Annotated in this window: 14 protein-coding genes and 1 tRNA gene; 10 read left to right on the top strand and 5 right to left on the bottom strand. The window is 60.8% G+C overall.

What is annotated here, in order from left to right; translation table 11 throughout:
• Nucleotides 1-193: 193 nt before the first annotated feature.
• On the bottom strand, nt 194-5,911 hold the full coding sequence (locus FD715_RS02160; protein WP_147104490.1) for a cadherin-like domain-containing protein: 5,718 nt from the start codon (nt 5,909-5,911) through the stop codon (nt 194-196).
• An 885-nt stretch (nt 5,912-6,796) separates the two neighbouring features.
• Nucleotides 6,797-6,882 (bottom strand) — tRNA-Leu (locus tag FD715_RS02155).
• Between the two features lie 91 nt (nt 6,883-6,973).
• Between FD715_RS02155 and FD715_RS02150 the strand changes: the two genes are divergently transcribed.
• Together FD715_RS02150 and FD715_RS02145 are read left to right on the top strand one after the other, a co-directional pair.
• Nucleotides 6,974-7,552 (top strand): YqaA family protein, encoded by a 579-nt coding sequence (locus tag FD715_RS02150; RefSeq protein WP_147104488.1) that lies wholly within the window; start codon nt 6,974-6,976, stop codon nt 7,550-7,552.
• On the top strand, nt 7,549-8,019 hold the full coding sequence (locus FD715_RS02145) for a disulfide bond formation protein B (protein WP_147104486.1): 471 nt from the start codon (nt 7,549-7,551) through the stop codon (nt 8,017-8,019). The genes FD715_RS02150 and FD715_RS02145 overlap by 4 nt, the downstream gene beginning before the upstream one ends.
• Here FD715_RS02145 and FD715_RS02140 read toward each other — a convergent pair.
• Nucleotides 8,000-8,425, bottom strand: coding sequence for an Lrp/AsnC family transcriptional regulator (locus FD715_RS02140; protein ID WP_147104482.1), 426 nt, complete (start codon nt 8,423-8,425; stop codon nt 8,000-8,002). The genes FD715_RS02145 and FD715_RS02140 overlap by 20 nt on opposite strands.
• A 105-nt stretch (nt 8,426-8,530) precedes the next feature.
• Here FD715_RS02140 and rocF point away from each other — a divergent pair, with 105 nt between their 5' ends.
• The 3 genes from rocF to FD715_RS02125 all read left to right on the top strand — a co-directional run bounded on the left by rocF (nt 8,531) and on the right by FD715_RS02125 (nt 11,786).
• The gene (gene rocF, locus FD715_RS02135; protein WP_147104479.1) at nt 8,531-9,451 is read left to right on the top strand and encodes an arginase; all 921 of its coding nucleotides are present in this window, start codon (nt 8,531-8,533) and stop codon (nt 9,449-9,451) included.
• A gap of 11 nt (nt 9,452-9,462) precedes the next feature.
• Nucleotides 9,463-10,509: an ornithine cyclodeaminase gene (locus FD715_RS02130; RefSeq protein ID WP_147104476.1), complete on the top strand. Its 1,047-nt coding sequence runs from the start codon at nt 9,463-9,465 to the stop codon at nt 10,507-10,509.
• A 227-nt stretch (nt 10,510-10,736) separates the two neighbouring features.
• Nucleotides 10,737-11,786, top strand: coding sequence for a hypothetical protein (locus FD715_RS02125; protein WP_147104473.1), 1,050 nt, complete (start codon nt 10,737-10,739; stop codon nt 11,784-11,786).
• A 190-nt stretch (nt 11,787-11,976) separates the two neighbouring features.
• Here the strand turns inward: FD715_RS02125 and dksA are convergent, their stop codons facing one another.
• The gene (gene dksA, locus FD715_RS02120) at nt 11,977-12,432 is read right to left on the bottom strand and encodes an RNA polymerase-binding protein DksA (protein ID WP_147104470.1); all 456 of its coding nucleotides are present in this window, start codon (nt 12,430-12,432) and stop codon (nt 11,977-11,979) included.
• 149 nt (nt 12,433-12,581) lie between these two features.
• On the opposite strand from dksA, the gene FD715_RS02115 reads away from it, so the two are divergent.
• The 5 genes from FD715_RS02115 to FD715_RS02095 all read left to right on the top strand — a co-directional run bounded on the left by FD715_RS02115 (nt 12,582) and on the right by FD715_RS02095 (nt 16,827).
• Entirely contained in the window at nt 12,582-13,421 is an 840-nt protein-coding gene (locus FD715_RS02115) for a MoxR family ATPase (RefSeq protein WP_147104467.1), read from the top strand.
• A 192-nt stretch (nt 13,422-13,613) separates the two neighbouring features.
• The gene (locus FD715_RS02110; RefSeq protein ID WP_147104464.1) at nt 13,614-14,069 is read left to right on the top strand and encodes a GNAT family N-acetyltransferase; all 456 of its coding nucleotides are present in this window, start codon (nt 13,614-13,616) and stop codon (nt 14,067-14,069) included.
• 5 nt (nt 14,070-14,074) lie between these two features.
• Entirely contained in the window at nt 14,075-15,433 is a 1,359-nt protein-coding gene (locus FD715_RS02105) for a DUF2927 domain-containing protein (protein ID WP_147104461.1), read from the top strand.
• Nucleotides 15,434-15,467: 34 nt separating this feature from the next.
• Nucleotides 15,468-15,638, top strand: a complete 171-nt coding sequence (locus FD715_RS02100; protein WP_147104458.1) for an apolipoprotein acyltransferase — start codon at nt 15,468-15,470, stop codon at nt 15,636-15,638.
• 1 nt (nt 15,639) lies between these two features.
• Nucleotides 15,640-16,827 (top strand): VWA domain-containing protein, encoded by a 1,188-nt coding sequence (locus tag FD715_RS02095; protein WP_147104455.1) that lies wholly within the window; start codon nt 15,640-15,642, stop codon nt 16,825-16,827.
• Here the strand turns inward: FD715_RS02095 and FD715_RS02090 are convergent.
• Nucleotides 16,824-17,984, bottom strand: a complete 1,161-nt coding sequence (locus FD715_RS02090; RefSeq protein WP_189799388.1) for a calcium-binding protein — start codon at nt 17,982-17,984, stop codon at nt 16,824-16,826. The genes FD715_RS02095 and FD715_RS02090 overlap by 4 nt on opposite strands.
• Nucleotides 17,985-18,013: the final 29 nt, after the last annotated feature.

Genomic DNA, 18,013 nt, shown 5'->3' with positions numbered 1-18,013 from the left:
TAGTAAACCTGACCGCCTTTGTGACGTAACGATGCCGCATTGCGGCACCATACGGTAGCGTCACGGAAACAATCTGCCCGAATCGAGGTCATTGAACACAAGAAACGGGCACAGCCCCCACTGCCCCGTTTCCTGCACCCCCGCGAAAGATCGCGGAGGAGCTGCATGATTCGATTGTTTTCCCAGGCGGCCCTTACTGGGTGAGCAGCTTTGCCTCGTGTTTTTTAAGGCTCCGACGGGCGGATGCGTAGCTGGCAATACCGTCCACTGTCTCCAGTTCGGGGAACAGTTCGAGGATCTCGGCCCGCTGCGTTTCGCCCATCGCGCCCAGTGTCATGTCGCCGGGCTGGAAACTCTCAGTCCATGCGCCGTCCGACAGGATCACTTCGTGCTGGTCGAACATCACGTGGATGTAAGTCGTGTGCGACACGTCCACAACGTCGATGCCATCCATGCCCGTCAGGTGCTTGGCCGCGACCAGAACCTCGCTCTCATCAAAGTACAGCGCTGCCTTCTTGTCGGCGACGAGCACCCGGTGTTGCGGCGACACCAGCATGTCACGTTCCGGCAAGCCCTTGCCCAGAGCGCCTTGCTGGATCAGAACCGGACGCAGGTGTGCCGCATCGGCCAGCTCTTCTCCGGACATCTCACGGTGACCGACCCAGCGGATTTCCTGGATGCCGTTGTCGCGGGTGATGATCCGATCACCGACTTTCAGGTCCTCGACCAGGCGTTCGCCGACAGGCGTCGCGATCAGCGTGCCGGGCGTAAAGCAGGGAATGATGTTTTCGATATTCTGATAGGTCAGCTGACCGGCAGGATCACCGTTCTGATCGAAATAGTTGACCACACCGCTTTCCGCGCCGGGGAAGTCTTCGACCACCTGAAGCGACCCATTGGGCGGCGCCGAGCCGCGCAGGTCCAGCGTGTCAAAGTCGCGGCCGGTTGTGACCTCTTCGTTGCCGTCGACAAATTCCCCGGCATCGACGTTGATGAACAGGTCTTCGTCGGCGCCACCGGACATGATGTCTGCGCCACCATTGCCGCCGTCAATCGTGTCCGCACCATCACCACCGTTAATCACGTCGTCGCCGGTGGATCCAAGGATCCGATCGTCGCCTGCGCCGCCTTTCAGCGTGTCATCACCGGTGCCGCCATCAATCAGGTCGTTGCCAGCACCGCCATCAATGGAGTCAGCGCCGTTTTCGCCCAGGATGGTGTCGTTGCCGTCACCACCGTTCAGCGTGTCCGCGTTGCGGCCCCCGTCGATAAAGTCATCACCGTCACCACCATCGATAGTGTCATTTCCCTTACCGCCCAGCAGGCTGTCATTGCCGATACCGCCGTCGATCAGGTCATCGTCGATGCCCCCGTCGATGGTGTCGTCGCCTTCTTCGCCATAAAGCGCGTCATCGTCGTCCGCGCCAAAGATCAGGTCGTTGCCGTCGCCACCGAACACCGTGTCCCTACCGTTGTCAGGACGTGGGTCTGCCGGGAAGAACGGGTTTGAGCCATCATCCTCGATATTCAGCCGATCAAGGCCCAGTTCGGGATCGTTCCCGGCATAGATCGTGTCGTCGCCAATGCCGCCCTTGATGAGGTCATTGCCCTCACCGCCGACAATGCGATCCGCGCCCTCGTCGCCTGAAATCTCGTCATCGTCGATGCCACCGTCGATCACGTCGTTGCCCGCGCCACCGATGATCGTGTCGGCATCGTCGCCGGTGCTGATCGTGTCGTTGCCCGCACCACCATCTACAAAGTCGAGGTCGTCGTCGGGATCTTCATCTGCAGGGAAGCCGAATGGGAAGCCCGGCACAGGCGTGCCGTCGTCGTTGGGGAACCCAAGGTCAGGCTTCAGATCGCCGTTGCCGGTGTCGATAAGGTCATCGCCGTCACCGCCGTCGACCACATCGTCGCCCTGCCCGGCAATGATCGTGTCGTTGCCGCCGCCCGCTTCGATGATGTCGTCATCTTCATCTGCGGGATCGTCGGAAAAGATGTTGTCCCCGCTGTCAACCTTGTCGCCTTCGGGATCGCCCTCATAGGTCTCGTCGATCAGCTCGCCTTCGTCCGTACCCTCAACGATGCCGTCCAACGGGTTCGGCTCGACCGTCACGACGACTTGCGCAGTGTCAAAGCCACCCTGATCATCCGTGATCGTGTAGTCGATCACCGCATCCCCTTCGAACCCATCGGTCGGGGTAAAGGTCAGCGTCCCGTCAGTGTTGATGCGGACGCTGCCATCGGCCGATGTCGCCTCGGTCACGCGCAGCGTGTCGCCATCCACATCCGTGTCGTTGGCAAGAAGGTTGACGGTCACTTCCGTGTTGAACGGCGTGGTGGCGGCATCATCCACGGCTTCGGGCGCGTCGTTGACCGGCGTGACCGTAACCGCCACTTCGCCCACATCCGTGCCACCATTCCCGTCTGAGATTGTGTACGTGATCGTCGCATCGCCGTTGAAGTTCTCAGCGGGCGTGAATACCACTTTGTTGTCCACGATCTCCACCGAGCCCTGCTCCGGCGGCACGACGGCTGAAATGACCGTCAGATCGTCGCCGTCGGCATCGGTGTCGTTGGCGACCACGTCGATGGTGACTTCGGTGTCTTCATCAGTCGTTGCCGTGTCATCCTCGGCCACCGGACCGTCATTGACGGCGCCAACAGACACGACGGCTTCGCCTGTATCCTCGCCTCCGTTTCCGTCGATGACGGTATAGGTGATCGTGGCGGGGCCGTTGAAATTCGGCGCAGGGGTGAAGGTCACTGTCCCATCGCCGTTGTCAACGACAGACCCTTCGGTCGGATCAACGCTTACGGTCCCAAGGCTGAGCGTGTCGCCATCGACATCCGTGTCGTTGCCCAGAAGATCAACAACAACCGCAACATCTTCGTCCGTGGTCTCGATGTCGTCGACGGCCACAGGATCGTCGTTCACAGGGTTCACGGTAACCGCAACCTCTGCAGAGCTTGTACCGCCATGCCCATCGCTGATCGCATAGCTGATGGTCGCATCGCCGTTGAAGTTCTCGGCGGGCGTGAAGAGCAGCTTGTTATCGACAATCTCAACGGTGCCCTGGTCGGCAGGGACAGTCGCACCCGTGATGGTCAATGCGTCGCCATCAAGGTCGGTGTCATTGGCCAACACGTCGATGGTGACAGGCGTGTCTTCGTCCGTGCTCGCCGTGTCATCAACCGCCGTCGGACCGTCATTGACAGCCCCAACGCCGACGATGGCTTGCCCGTCAGCCGTGCCGCCCTGGCCGTCGGATACGGTGTAGTCGATGGTCGCTGTGCCGTTGAAGTTCGGCGCGGGCGTAAAGGTGACCGTGCCGTCGCCATTGTCGACCACGCTGCCCTGATCCGCCGGAACTGAAACAGAGGCCAAGCTAAGCGTGTCGCCATCCACATCGGTGTCGTTGCCGATCAGGTCGATGACAACCGCCTCGTCTTCCATCGTGTCGGCCAGATCATCAACGGCAACCGGATCGTCATTCACCGGGGTCACGGTGACAGTGACCTCGGCTGTGTCGGTGCCACCATTCCCGTCCGAGATGGAGTAGGAAATGGTCGCATCGCCATTGAAGTTCGGCGCAGGCGTGTAGAACAGCTTGTTGTCCACAACGCTCACGGTGCCCTGATCCGCTGGCACAGATGCCCCTGTGATCGTGAGCGCATCGCCGTCCACGTCCGTGTCGTTCAGCAACGCGTCAATGGTGACGGCCGTGTCCTCATCCGTCGTGGCTGTGTCGTTGACGGCATCAGGTGCGTCATTCACCGGGTTTACCGTGACACTGACCGTCGCCGTGTCCTCACCACCGTTCCCGTCAGAGATCGTGTAGGTGATCGTTGTCGGACCGTTGAAGTTTTCATTCGGGCTGAACGTCAAGGTGCCGTCGGCATTGATGACGACATCACCATCGGGCGAGGTGGCGTCGGTCACACTTATGACATCGCCGCTGTCGGGATCGCTGTCATTGCCCAGCACGTTGATGTCGACGCTGCCGTCCTCGTCCACTGTCGCTGTGTCATCCACAGCGTCAGGTCCACGGTTGATCTCGTCTCCGATGACCTCTTCGATCTCGGTAAAGGCGATGGTCAACCCGTTCGGATTGCCGTCACCATCGACAAAAACCACCGTACCGTTGATGCCGTTGCCATTGCTGTCCGTCGTCACGTTGTCGAGGAAGAACGGCCCCTGACCCGTCAGGTCCAGCACATCCCTGTCCGTGTTCAGCAGCGGGTCGCTGTTGAACCCATCGGCACCGCCGTCAACCGTGTCGCCTGCACCGCCAAAGATCGTGTCGGCATCCGCGCCACCGTCCAGCAGGTCATCGCCCGCGCCGCCGATGATGACATCATCGCCGCCCGCGCCAAACACCATATCGTCATCGGCACCGCCATCCAGCGTGTCATTGCCCTTACCGCCTTCGAGGCGATCAGCGCCGTCCCCGCCGACCAGGCTGTCGTCGTCATCCTCGCCCTTCAGCGTGTCATCACCGTCCTCGCCAAAGATCGTGTCATCGCCCGCGCCGCCCTGCAGCACGTCGTTGCCCGCCGCGCCATCATCAACGATGGGCGCATCGAAATAGACGTCGGTGATGTTGATACCGGAGTTGTTGCCGCCGTCCTGGTCATGCTCGATCACGATGCGGGCCACCGGGCCCGGAATGCTGACCAGCACCGAGTATTCGTCAGACGTGTCGGCCAGATAACCACCGTTGCTGTCCGCAGTGTCGTTGCCCGCAACACCATCTGTGTCTTTCAGGGTCAGCCTGTCGCCGCCCTCAAGATTGACGAAGATCTGCTGTCCGGCGGCATCATAAGCCTTGATGCGCACGACACCGTCGCCGTCGATGTCGTTGATACGGAATGACACGTCCTCGACCGGGTTCGAGAATGAAAGCTCGTAGTCGGCTGAATTGCCGTTGCCATTCAGCACGTTGTCAAGAGAGCTGTTGTCGTCGATCCGGTTGCCGTCACCATCAATGTTCGACACGTTCTGGTCGTCATTGGACTGGATCGTGCGCGACACGTTTGACTGCGATAGGATCTTAAACGACACCTCGACATTGCCGGTGTCTTGCGTGAAATTGCCCAGATGATTGCCATCGCCGAAGGGTGACTTCTCCCATTCGAACACTTCGCGCTGGGATACACCTGCACCCGGACCGGCATAGTTGCTGTCGCCGAAAATCAGGTCGTCCCCGTCGCCGCCCAGCACGCTGTCATTACCGGACCCGGCATAAACCTCGTCATCCGCGTCGCCGGACTTGATCGTGTCATCGCCACCCAACGCGTCTACGATGTCGTCATCCGGCCCCTCACCCGGCAGCAGCGCATCGCCTGCGTCGATCATGTCACCGTCCGGGTCATCCGCGTAGTCTGCGTCGATCAGATTGGCGTCATTGTCGCCCTCGACCACGCCGTCGCCGGTCGTGTCGAACACGAGGTTGTCGATCGCACCCGAGCCGCTCAGTGTGACCTCCATCTGCGTCACACCATGGACATCGAAATCAACAATGGCCTGGCCGTTGTCATCCGTATCGTCGACGGCGACCGATTTGATCAGACGCCCGTCGGCATCAAAAAACTTGACCCGCGCGCCTTCTTCGATGTCAAGAAACGTCAGGCGGTTGACCGACGACGGGTCATCAAAGACGAAGTTGAGCTTACCGCCATTCGCATTATCGTCGGGATCATTGCGGTCACCATCTTCTGAGATGATCAGCGCCTTGCCCAGGTTTGTCGTCCGCAGATCACTGTCGCCCCCCGTCGGATCGGCCGTGTCAAAGATCATTGCCTTGCCCGAGCCACCTGCTGCGGAAACGGTCACACCCTGCGCCGAAAACTCGTCATCAATCACCGTACCCGCGGGCAGATTGTTGAAATCAATAAACTTGGTCATGGGCCAGGCCTCCTAGGCAGGGTTGCGCGCAGCACGAAACGCGACCGAAAACAACACAGAATGAACAGAGGACACGTGCACGCCTTGCCCTGCGGCACTCGGGCCTGCAGCGATGGTATTTGACCTTTTGTTTTGCTTGGGCCGGCACATGGACACGTCTCCATCATTCACTCACTCGATGCCCGGAGGACGGCGATGCGGTCGGACACTGGGCGACCCGCACATGTGCCATCCGAAAATGAGGGAAAATGAAGGTTCACAGAGCAGCGCGGACGAGCGCATAGCCCGACGCGCACATGCATCAGATGTTGCTTCCGCAACCTCAGCGAACACACATTTCCCGCACTTTTCCAGTGCGTGTTGTGCGGTCGCCCCCTTGACCTACAGACATCGCCCCCCAGTTGGGCAATATTGTTCTTACGGACACAGTTGAGGCAAAAAAAGGGAAAAATGTCTGAAAAAAGTCAGCATTGCCTCAATCTGCACAGCAGTGTCGCCCCTATGGCGAACAGTGTCACCACCAAGAGTTGAAACAGTTAAGACAGCATACTTAAACGTATGCGCGAATTATCGCTTAAGCACTTGCACAGAAAGAATTTCAGTGACTTCCGGAGAGTCGGCAATTTCAACGTCGAGTTTCTGGCATAGAAACAGTTAACCGATGTTAACCAGCCTGGGTTGTAGCACTTTTTGAATAACATACGTTCACGAACTGTCGTCAATCCTGAAAGATTTCCTGAAATGGTGCGCAACGGCGAACAAGGAACGGGTTTTGGACGAATCGTTCCCGGGCAAATGATTACACAACGACTGCCGCAGACGTCCGCGCGGCAGTTGCGCCGTCAAGCGCCCGCGCGGCGTTCGCGGGCAACGAAGGGATGAGGCTGGTACCCAAGGCCGGACTCGAACCGGCACGCCCGCAAGGGCGGGGGATTTTGAATCCCCTGCGTCTACCATTCCGCCACTTGGGCCTCAGAGCTTTCGGATACCGAACTGCCGATGCGGGGGCAAGGGCAAAGCGACGCCTTGACGTGGCGCAGCCCGCATGATCTGCCGCCATACATGATACGTGGACTTTACGATTGGACCATGGGCTGGGCCAACCACCCGAGGGCGCTGTGGGTTTTGGCCTTCGTGGCCTTCATCGAAAGCTCGGTTTTTCCGATCCCGCCAGACGTTTTGATGATCCCCATGATCCTCGCAGCCCCGCATCGTGCCTTCCTGATTGCAGGCGTGGCTCTGGTGTCATCGGTGCTCGGCGGACTTCTGGGCTACGCCATCGGCGCCTTCGCGTTTGAGACCATCGGCGAACCGATCCTCGCCGCTCTGGGCAAGGCGGACGCAATGGAGGCCTTCAACACCCGGTTCAACGACGTGGGCTTCTGGGCTGTGCTCACCGCCGGGGTTACGCCCTTCCCCTATAAGGTGATCACGATCATGTCGGGCTGGACCTCCATGCCGCTCGCCACCTTCGTTGCGACATCAATCCTCGCCCGCGCCCTGCGTTTCTTTCTTGTTGCCGGCCTGCTCTGGCACTTCGGCGCACCAATTCGTGATTTCATAGAACGCCGCCTGGGCTTGATGTTCACGCTCTTCATCATAATCCTCATCGGCGGGTTCCTGGCCGTGGGGGCACTATGACAAGAAACGCCTACGTGATGCTTGCCGCAGGCGGCTCTGCCGCGCTGCTTTTGGGCGCCTATGCGTTCCAGCATCTCGGCGGCCTCGCACCCTGCCAGATGTGCATCTGGCAACGCTACCCCCACGTGGCCGCCATCCTGCTGGGCGCCCTTGCCTTTTTCCTACCCCTACCCACCCTGATCGCCCTCGGCGCCGCTGCTGCTCTCGTCACCGCCGGGATCGGGGGCTATCACGTGGGCGTCGAACAAGGCTGGTGGCAAGGTCCCTCAAGCTGCTCCGCAGGTGCGGTTGGCGGGCTCGACCCCGACGCGCTTTTCGACCAGATCATGTCCGCCCCCCTCATCCGCTGTGACGAGATTGCGTGGCAATTCGCAGGCCTGTCCATGGCGGGCTGGAATATGGTGCTGTCGCTGGTGATAACAGGCCTCTGGATCGCCGCCCTCCGCGTCAGGCCGACTTCCGCGTAGACAGCAGCAACGACGTCTCGCTCGCCACGACCCCATCCAACCGCCGTATGTCGAACAGCACGGTGTCAAACCGCTCCAGCGTCTCAGTCCCGATCTCGACAATCACATCCCAGCGTCCGTTGGTCGAGTGCACGGCCCGTACCTCGACCATGCCCTGAAGCTGGCGGATGATCCGCTCGGTCCCCCGCCCCTCGATCCCGATCATCATCAGACCCCGCACCGGATCGCGCGCCGTGTCGGCCTTTAGCACCACGGTAAAGCCCACAATGTCTCCCCGCGCCTGCAACTTCTCGATCCGCGACCGCACAGTGGTGCGGGACAGGCCCAGCCTAATAGACAGATCCGACAGTGACGCCCGCGCATCATGGCGCAGTGCCGCAATCAAACGGTTGTCAGTATCGTCCATTCAAACCTCCGTTATGATCAACTAGGTTCCGATACGTCCACTTTGACCGCTTGTCCACGACACAAATTGATCAGACATCTCACGCAACCACACGCGAGGGCTCAGATGACACCCAAAACAATCGACCTGATCGGCGTCCCCATGGACAGCGGCAAACGCCGCCAAGGCTGCCTTATGGGCCCAGACGCTCTGCGCACCGCTGGCCTCCACACGGCACTGTCAGACCTCGGCCACAGCGTCACCGACACCGGCAACGTCACCCCCGCCGCCTTCACGGAAACCACCGGCACCCACCTGCACGCCCTGCAAGAAACCATCGCCTGGACCGCGGCCCTGTCCGACCGCGCCGAAGCGGTTACACCAAACACCATCCCCATCTTCATGGGCGGCGACCATGCCCTCGCCCTCGGCACCGTCCGCGGCATGACGAACGCCGCCGCGAAAGCCAACCGCCCGCTTTTCGTCCTCTGGCTCGACGCCCACACCGACTACCACACGCCCGCCACCACAGCCTCCGGCAACCTGCACGGCACACCCATGGGCTACGTCACGGGCCGCGAAGGGTTCGACGGCTTTCCACCCGTCCCCAACCCGGTCCGCCACGAAAACATCGCCATGCTCGGCCTCCGCTCCGTCGATGCTGAAGAACGCGCCGCCATCGAAGAAACCGATGTCACTTACGTGGACATGCGCCACATCGACGAACACGGGATCGCCAAGCCCCTCGCGGCTTTCCTCGACCGGGTCGCAAAAGCGGGCGGCCTCCTCCACGTCTCCCTTGATGTCGACTTCCTTGATCCATCCGTTGCCCCCGCCGTGGACACCACCGTCCCCGGCGGCGCGACCATCCGCGAAGCGCACCTGGTGATGGAGATGATCTGCGACAGCAGCCTTATGTCCTCGCTCGACATCGTGGAACTCAACCCCTTCCTCGACGAACGCGGGCGCACCGCACAACTGATGGTGGACCTCACCGCCTCCGCCTTCGGCCGCCGCGTCTTCGACCGCCCCACCCGCGCCTATTAAGGAGACAGACAATGCAAGAACCCTCCGACAAGGCCCTCGTCCCCTTCGTCTCCGTCGATCACATGATGCAACTGATCCATCACATCGGCGTGGCCGATATGCTGCGCGGGCTGGCGGACTATATCGAAGCCGACTTCAAAAGGTGGGAGCTCTTCGACAAGACGCCCCGCGTCGCCTCCCACTCCGCCGAAGGGGTGATCGAGCTGATGCCAACCTCAGACGGCGAAACCTACGGCTTCAAATACGTCAACGGCCACCCCAAGAACACCGCCGACGGGCTGCAAACCGTCACCGCCTTCGGGCTGCTGGCAGATGTGGACACCGGCTATCCCGTCCTGCTCACCGAAATGACCATGCTTACAGCCCTGCGCACAGCGGCCACCTCCGCCATGGTCGCACGCACCCTCGCGCCCAAAGGGGCCAAGACCATGGCCATGATCGGCAACGGCGCGCAGTCGGAATTCCAGTCGCTGGCCATGCACGCCATCGCAGGCATCGAAGAGGTCCGCCTCTACGACATCGACCCCGCCGCGACCGCAAAATGCGCCGCCAACCTCGCCGGGACCGGCCTGAAGGTCACGCAGTGCAAAACAGCCGAGGACGCCATCGAAGGCGCCCAAATCCTCACCACCTGCACGGCGGACAAAGCCTACGCCACGATCCTGAACGACAACATGGTCGGCGCAGGCGTCCACATCAACGCCATCGGCGGCGACTGTCCGGGCAAAACGGAAATCGCACCCGCCATCCTCAAACGCGGTGACATCTTCGTCGAATACCCGCCCCAAACCCGGATCGAGGGCGACATCCAGCAACTCGACGCAGACCACCCTGTCACCGAAATTTGGCAGGTCCTCACCGGCCAGGCCCAGGGCCGCACGTCCGACAAACAAATCACCATCTTCGACAGCGTCGGCTTCGCGATCGAAGACTTCTCCGCCCTGCGCTACGTCCGCGACCGGATCAACGGCACACCCTTCTACCACCCACTCGACCTGCTGGCCGACCCGGATGACCCGCGAGATCTCTTCGGAATGCTGACACGGGCAAAGGGATAACCCATCGGCTCACAACGGCGAACGCGCGGGCCAAAAGGCGCGCCCGTATCTCATTGTATTACCAACTGACACAATAAATGAGCCTTGCACCGTGGGCTTCAGCCCATCTTTCGGCTGACAGATCAATCCAAGCGTGTGTAGATAGGCGGATATCAGCCACCTGAAATCCGACTGCACATCAGGCCGCTGCCTTCCATACCGATCTATCTGCCCCAGGTGCTTTTGTGATGAACAAGACCCACGCTCAGAATGCTTTGCATGCGGCCGCCTTAGCAGTGCTGCGCGCGAAGTCTGCACTGCGCCACGTCGTGCTCGTGCTGGTGGCACTCATGTCCACGGCCGGGCTTCAGGGCCACGCCCGGGCAGACACGGCCGAAGCAGAAAAGCTGATGTTTCAGCTGCAAATCGCCCGCATGAACAGGCTGATCCGGCACCAGCCCGACCTGACGCCCTTTATATCGGGCGCGGGATCTGGCGCGCTGAACGCGGACATCACAGACGACGAGGGCACCTTGACCTTTTCCAGTGGCGTGAACCAGCGGCTGTGGGCGCGCGCCACGGGGCGATGGGGCGAAGACGGTCTGCGCACCGACAAATACGGCTTTGGCGCGATGGGTGTACATGCCTATGTCGCGCCGACCCTGATCGTCGGCGGCATGATTGAGGCGGACTATCTGGCACAGAAAGGCGCCAGTTCCGACCGAAAAGGCACTGGCGCAATGGCCGGCTCCTACTTCCTGGCGCGCAATGCCAACCACCCGCTGTTTTTCGACGGCAGGCTGCTCGTTGGGCAGGCCTCGGACGGCATCAGCCTATCGGGGCAAGGTGGCGGGCAGCCCGACACCCGTCGTGGTCTGGCACAGCTGCGGCTGTCCGGAAAACTACGATACGATGCCACCACGCTGACCCCGAACGTGCTCGTGTCACACGTGGTGGACGAGGTCGCGCCCGGCCAAGGTGGATCCGGTACCGGCCAGAGCTTGAGCATGCGCCATATCCGCGTGGGCTTGGATTTCAGGCACATCGTGCGGCACATGAATGGCGCGCGTTTCATCATCAAAGGCGGTGGCGCGCTGTCTGATACGTCGACGCGGCGCTATGGCTACAGCACTTTCCTTATGCCTGTCGAACGCAAGCGCAACGGCCGCGTCAATGTCGGTTTCAGCTATGTGACCGACGCGGGCAGCTCGCTTGTCATCGACAGCTTTGTGGAGGGTCTCGGTGGGCGCGCACGCCAGAATTACGGCGTCAAAGCGGGCTTTGATATCCAGTTCTGACCGTCTGGCTGCGAAGTGCAGAGGTTTGGCTCGGGTCCGAGTTGCTCAGGGCACTGAAGCAAAAAACGTGGATTGGTTGGGCATGGCGCAGTTGGCAAAAACACCGCAGAAGTGTATCCAACCGCGCGCACCACGTGCTGATGGTTGCGCACTTTCGGGGCGCAGAACGCCCCAAAATTCGACCTACCGTTTAGTCGTCGCGATGGACCTTTTCACGCCGCTCGTGACGTTCCTGCGCCTCAAGGCTCATGGTCGCGATGGGCCGTGCGTCCAGACGTTTCAGCGAAATCGGCTCGCCCGTGACGATGCAGTAGCCATATTCGCCCTCGTCGATCCGGCGCAACGCCGCGTCGATCTTGGACACGAGTTTGCGCTGCCGGTCACGGGTGCGCAGCTCCAGCGCGCGATCCGTTTCCTCGGACGCGCGGTCGGCCACGTCAGGAATGTTCCGCGTGCCGTCCTGCAGCCCTTCGATCGTGTCGCGGCTGCCCGCCAGCAGCTCGGATTTCCAGTTCAGCAACTTGCGGCGAAAATACTCGACCTGCCGGTCATTCATGAACGGCTCGTCTTCGGCCGGACGATAGTCATCCGGCAGGAATACTTCCTGTTTCATTTCATTCCCCTCAATACGACTGACGTTGGCCATAGCGGCTCCCCAGTTGGTCCTGTGCTTGCCCCGACCAGCTCCCTGCCGCAGCGTCTATCCGAGGGACATGGGATTGTCACTACCCATTCCCGCCCCAGATTGGCTAAAAGCTGCGTGATGAAGAGATTGCCGCAAATGGGTGAACACACATGAAATTCCAGGGCACCGACGCCTATGTCGCGACCGACGACCTGACCATCGCCGTAAATGCCGCCGTGACACTCGAACGGCCCTTACTCGTCAAAGGCGAACCCGGCACCGGCAAGACCGAGCTGGCCAAACAGGTGGCACGCGGCCTGGGCCTGCGGCTGATCGAGTGGAACATCAAATCCACCACCCGCGCCCAGCAGGGCCTCTACGAGTACGATGCCGTCAGCCGCCTGCGCGACAGCCAGTTGGGCGAGGACAAGGTCCACGACGTCGGCAACTACATCAAGAAAGGTAAGCTTTGGGAGGCGTTTGAGGCCGACGAAAAAGTCGTCCTGCTGATCGACGAGATCGACAAAGCCGACATCGAATTCCCGAACGATCTCCTGCAGGAACTCGATAAGATGGAGTTCTTCGTCTACGAGACCGGCGAGACGATAAAGGCCCGCCAACGCCCGGTCGTCATCATCACCTCCAACAATGAAAAGGAACTGCCCGACGCCTTTCTCCGCCGCTGTTTCTTCCACTACATCCGTTTCCCGGATATGGAGACAATGAAGCAGATCGTGGCCGTTCACCACCCAGGGATCAAGGAAGCCCTGCTGACCACGGCGCTCACGCAGTTCTTCGAAATCCGCGAACAGCAGGGGCTGAAGAAAAAGCCCTCAACCTCCGAAGTGCTGGACTGGCTCAAGCTGCTTCTGGCCGAGGATATGAGCGCCGAAGACCTGAAATCTGGCGGCACCTCGGCCCTGCCGAAACTGCACGGCGCGCTCTTGAAGAATGAGCAGGATGTACACCTGTTCGAACGCCTCGCCTTCATGGCGCGCGGCCAACGCTGACGTTACAGCCCATTGCGTAAGCACCTGACCCAAAAGGCGAGTCTTTTGGGTCACATTCCGCATGCGCGCCCGACACCCGTCTGATTAGAAGACAAAAAACCTTTCTTTTGCCTGAATTGCTCCATACGTTAACCGTGATGAGAGGCGAAAACGCCCGCATCCAAAATGCTAAAAAGCAGGCAGGCAGTAGCAATGACAGGCACAGACGCACTCAAAGTGCGCCCTCTTTTGTTGTCGGATCGCCCGGCGTGGGATGATCTGTGGGCCGCGTATCTCGCGTTTTACGAAACATCTCGTCCCAAAGACATATTCGATACCTATTTCGACCGCCTGCTGGGCGATGATCCTCAAGACTTCAACGGGTTGATCGCCGAAGTTGACGGCAAAGCCGTCGGTCTCGCCCACTATCTGTTTCACCGCCACGGCTGGAAAGTCGAAAACGTCTGCTACCTGCAGGACCTGTATGCCGACCCGTCTGTTCGCGGGCTTGGCGTCGGCCGCGCGCTGGTCGAGGCGGTGTATGCTGCTGCAGATGCCGCAGGTGCCCCCTCAGTCTACTGGTTGACGCAGGACACCAATACGCAAGCACGCAAACTCTACGACCGCGTGGGCACGCTGACCCCGTTCATCAAGTACGACCGGGGATAGAACAGATGCGCCGGTTTGTTTTGCCCTTCGTCCTGCTGCTCAATGCTTGTGTGCCGGTCACACCCGGCGACACGCCCACCCGCGCCCTGCCGGGCGGCACCGACCTGCCGCCGATGAAAACCTTTGGTGCGCCGCGCCCGGACAAGCCGATCCGGTCCAACAACGATCTGGCGCTCGACTTCATCGAACTGAGCTTTCAGCTGGAATCGGGACGCGCGTTGCCGGTCTTTACCCGGTTCGAAGGGCCCATATCGGTCCGCGTGACAGGGGCACCCCCCGCCTCACTGGGCACCGACTTGCGCCGCCTGATGCACCGCCTGCGGACCGAGGCGGACATTGACATCTACGAGGCCGCGCCCGGCAATCCGGCCAACATCACCATCGAAGCGGTGTCGCGCAACGACATCCGCAAGGCCCTGCCCCACGCCGCCTGTTTCGTCGTGCCCAACATCACGACCATCTCGGAATACAAGCCCAACCGTCGCACGCCGCGCACAAGCTGGTCGAACCTGCGCACGCGTGAGCGGCTGGCCATCTTCCTGCCCAATGACGCCAGCCCACAAGAGGTGCGCGACTGCCTGCACGAGGAACTGGCGCAGGCCATCGGCCCGCTCAACGACCTGTACCGCCTGCCCGACAGCGTGTTCAACGACGACAACGTTCACACGGTCCTGACCGGCTTCGACATGCTGATGCTCAAGGCGTATTACGCACCCGAACTCCGCTCCGGCATGACGCGCGGACAGGTGGCACAGCGCTTGCCGCAGATCTTTGCCCGCATCAATCCGGGTGGTGAGAACCTGCCCGCAAACTACGCCACCCGCACGCCGCGCGCGTGGAGCGAGGCAGTCCAAACCGCACTTGGCCCCGGTGCGAGCACCGGACAGCGCCGCGAAGCTGCCGAACGCGCACTCGACATCGCGCAAGCGATGGGATGGAGCGATCACCGCCGCGCCTTCGCCCACTACGCCAACGGCCGCTTGCTGTTGTCGACCGATCCAAAGACTGCGCAGTCTCATTTCCGGGCTGCCGACCAATTTTATGCCGCAACCCCCGGTGCCGACCTGCACCGCGCCTATGTCGCGACCCAACTGGCGGCATATGCCATCAGCCGCGGCGACGGTGATACCGCCATGGTCACGCTTGCCCCGCATATCGACCGGGCGGCGCGCAACGAAAACGCAGCACTATTGTCGACCCTTCTGCTCTTGCGCGCCGAAGCGCTGGACCTGCAGGGCCGCGTCGCCGAGGCACGCACCGTCAGGCTGGACAGCCTGGGGTGGGCGCGCTACGGATTCGGCTCGGACTGGGCGGTGCGGGCCAAGCTGCGAGAGATCTCTTCGCTGAGCCCGCTGAAAGGGTGAACTTGCCGCCCCAAGGCATTGAGAGGCAAGGCAAATGATCGTTATCGTGGCGGCCCTTTTGGGCGCTCTGATCGGCGGATACACGGCAAGCAAGCGCAACGGCAACCGGCTCGACATCCTGCAATATGCCGTGGGCTACGCGCTGGCCTTTGTCATCGTGGGCATGATCGCCACCGTCATGATCGACCGCGCGATGCGGGGCTGATATGTTCCTGCCCTTCTTCGAAAGCCTGCGAAAGAACGGCGTGCCGGTCAGCTTGCGCGAGTTTCTTGTCTTTCTCGAAGGTATGAAGGCCGGTCTTGCCACCTATGATGTCGAGGCGTTCTACTACCTCGCCCGCGTGGCGATGGTCAAAGACGAGCGCAACATCGACAAGTTCGACAGGGCCTTTGCTGCGTCGTTCGAAGGGCTGGAGCAGATCAGCATTGATCAGGTGCTGGAGGCCGTGGACATCCCGCAGGACTGGCTGGAAAGGCTGGCAGAAAAACATCTGAGCGAGGAAGAACGCAAGGAGATCGAAGCTTTAGGAGGCTTCGACAAGCTCATGGAAACGCTCAAGAAACGGCTTGAAGAACAGAAGGGTCGCCATCAGGGTGGCAACAAGTGGGTTGGCACCGCTGGCACCTCGCCCTTCGGCGCCTATGGCTACAACCCGGAAGGCGTGCGTATCGGCCAGAAGGAAAGCCGCCACCAGCGCGCGGTGAAGGTCTGGGACAAGCGTGAATTCAAGAACCTGGACGACACGGTCGAGTTGGGCACGCGCAACATCAAGGTGGCTCTCAAGCGCCTGCGTCGCTGGGCGCGCGATGGCGCTGCCGAGGAACTGGACCTGAACGGCACCATCCGCGCCACGGCAGAACACGGCTATCTCGACGTCAAAACCCGCCCAGAACGGCGCAACGCGGTCAAAGTGCTGCTGTTCTTAGATGTCGGCGGGTCGATGGACCCCCATGTGAAGATCGTGGAGGAGCTGTTTTCGGCCGCCAAGTCCGAGTTCAAGCATTTCGAATACTTCTACTTCCACAACTGCCTTTACGAAGGGGTCTGGCGCGACAACCGCCGCCGCTGGGACGCTCAGACACCGACCCATGAAGTGCTGCGCACATACGGCCCCGACTACAAGTGCATCTTCGTAGGCGACGCGAGCATGTCCCCCTACGAAATCGCCTATCCCGGTGGCGCCAACGAACACTGGAACCAGGAAGCGGGTCAGGTCTGGCTCGCCCGCGCGCGGGATCAGTGGACGTCAAACCTCTGGATCAATCCGGTGCCCGAGAAATACTGGGGCTACACCCACTCCATCGGCATGATCCAGGAGATCTTTGGCAAGGACGCCATGGTCCCCATGACGCTCGAAGGGCTCAGCAGGGGCATGCGGGCGCTGACGCGCTAGGCGGCGAGAAGCCCGATGTGCCGATAGAATGCAGCCTCATCGAAAGTGGCCGACCCCGGGTTGTCTCCATACTCCTCGAATGAGACGCAAAACAGAATGACACCTACACGTTCGCCCTCATCGCCGGTTCGAATGATCAGATTAAGATCGTAGGTCAGCGGGGCAATTTCATCTTCTTGAATTTCCATCTGAATGTCGGCTTCAGTGATTGGCCCGCCACCCGGCCGTTCAAGCTCCGACACGTCCAAGACATCACGATCGTCGTCGCCGGGCGCACCAAGATGGAATGAAACAACGCCGGCACTCGTGCCATCATCTCGAAATTCGACAACATCCTGCGCCTCCACGCTCCCGTCAAAGGAATCCGCAAGAAAGATCAAAGGACCGTTCGTGTCCGTTGCACGTTCATCTGCCGTGACAATGACGTGGTCAGCCCCCGGCCCCGGCGTGACAAAATCCTCCCTTTGGCCTGAAACGTTACCGTCGTTGTCAGTGACGAATATCACGTCATCCCCAAGACCGGTGGAGATCTCATCCTGGCCCAAACCGGCATAAACGGTGTCATCGCCAGGGCCGGAGATGACCTGACCGGACCTGAAATCCAATCCGGTGTAGTCTGTGCCAACGTAAATCAGATCATCGCCCTCACCGCCTCGGATAAAGCCGCTGCCTTCACCACCATCGATCGTATCGTCGCCATCGCCCCCATCCAGGGAGTCGTTTCCGGGACCACCCAGCAGCAAGTCGTCTCCGTCCCCCCCCAGCAGGCGATCCCATCGAAAGCCACCGTCCAGCACGTCATCGCCCGCGCCACCTTCCAACGTGTCGTCAGCAAGGCTGCCAAGCAACGTGTCATTGCCGTTGCCACCGATCAGGGAGTCTTCGCCCTGCCCACCAGCGACGCGGTCATCACCTGCACCCGCATCAATCGTGTCGTTGCCCGCAAAGCCGCGAATGAATTCGTCCACTGAACCACCGATCAACTCGTCGGCTTGGGCCGTACCATCCACAACAATATCCGGCACGTCCGGGCCACCCGCACCGGATTCCGGCACCGGTGTTTCGGCATCACCATTTTGGTCATCAGGGTCATCGTCGTCGACAACCCCGAAAACGACCGCAGCGAGCCCAATAAGGCCAAGCAACGCGAATTCCATATCCGATCCCCAGTTTGCAGCAGCATGTA

The sequence above is a fragment of the Tateyamaria sp. syn59 genome (genome assembly GCF_007995245.1).
In the GTDB taxonomy this organism is placed as follows: Bacteria; Pseudomonadota; Alphaproteobacteria; order Rhodobacterales; family Rhodobacteraceae; genus Tateyamaria.
The sequence above is the reverse complement of the archived record's forward strand: the minus strand, read 5'-3'. Positions and strand labels throughout refer to the sequence as shown.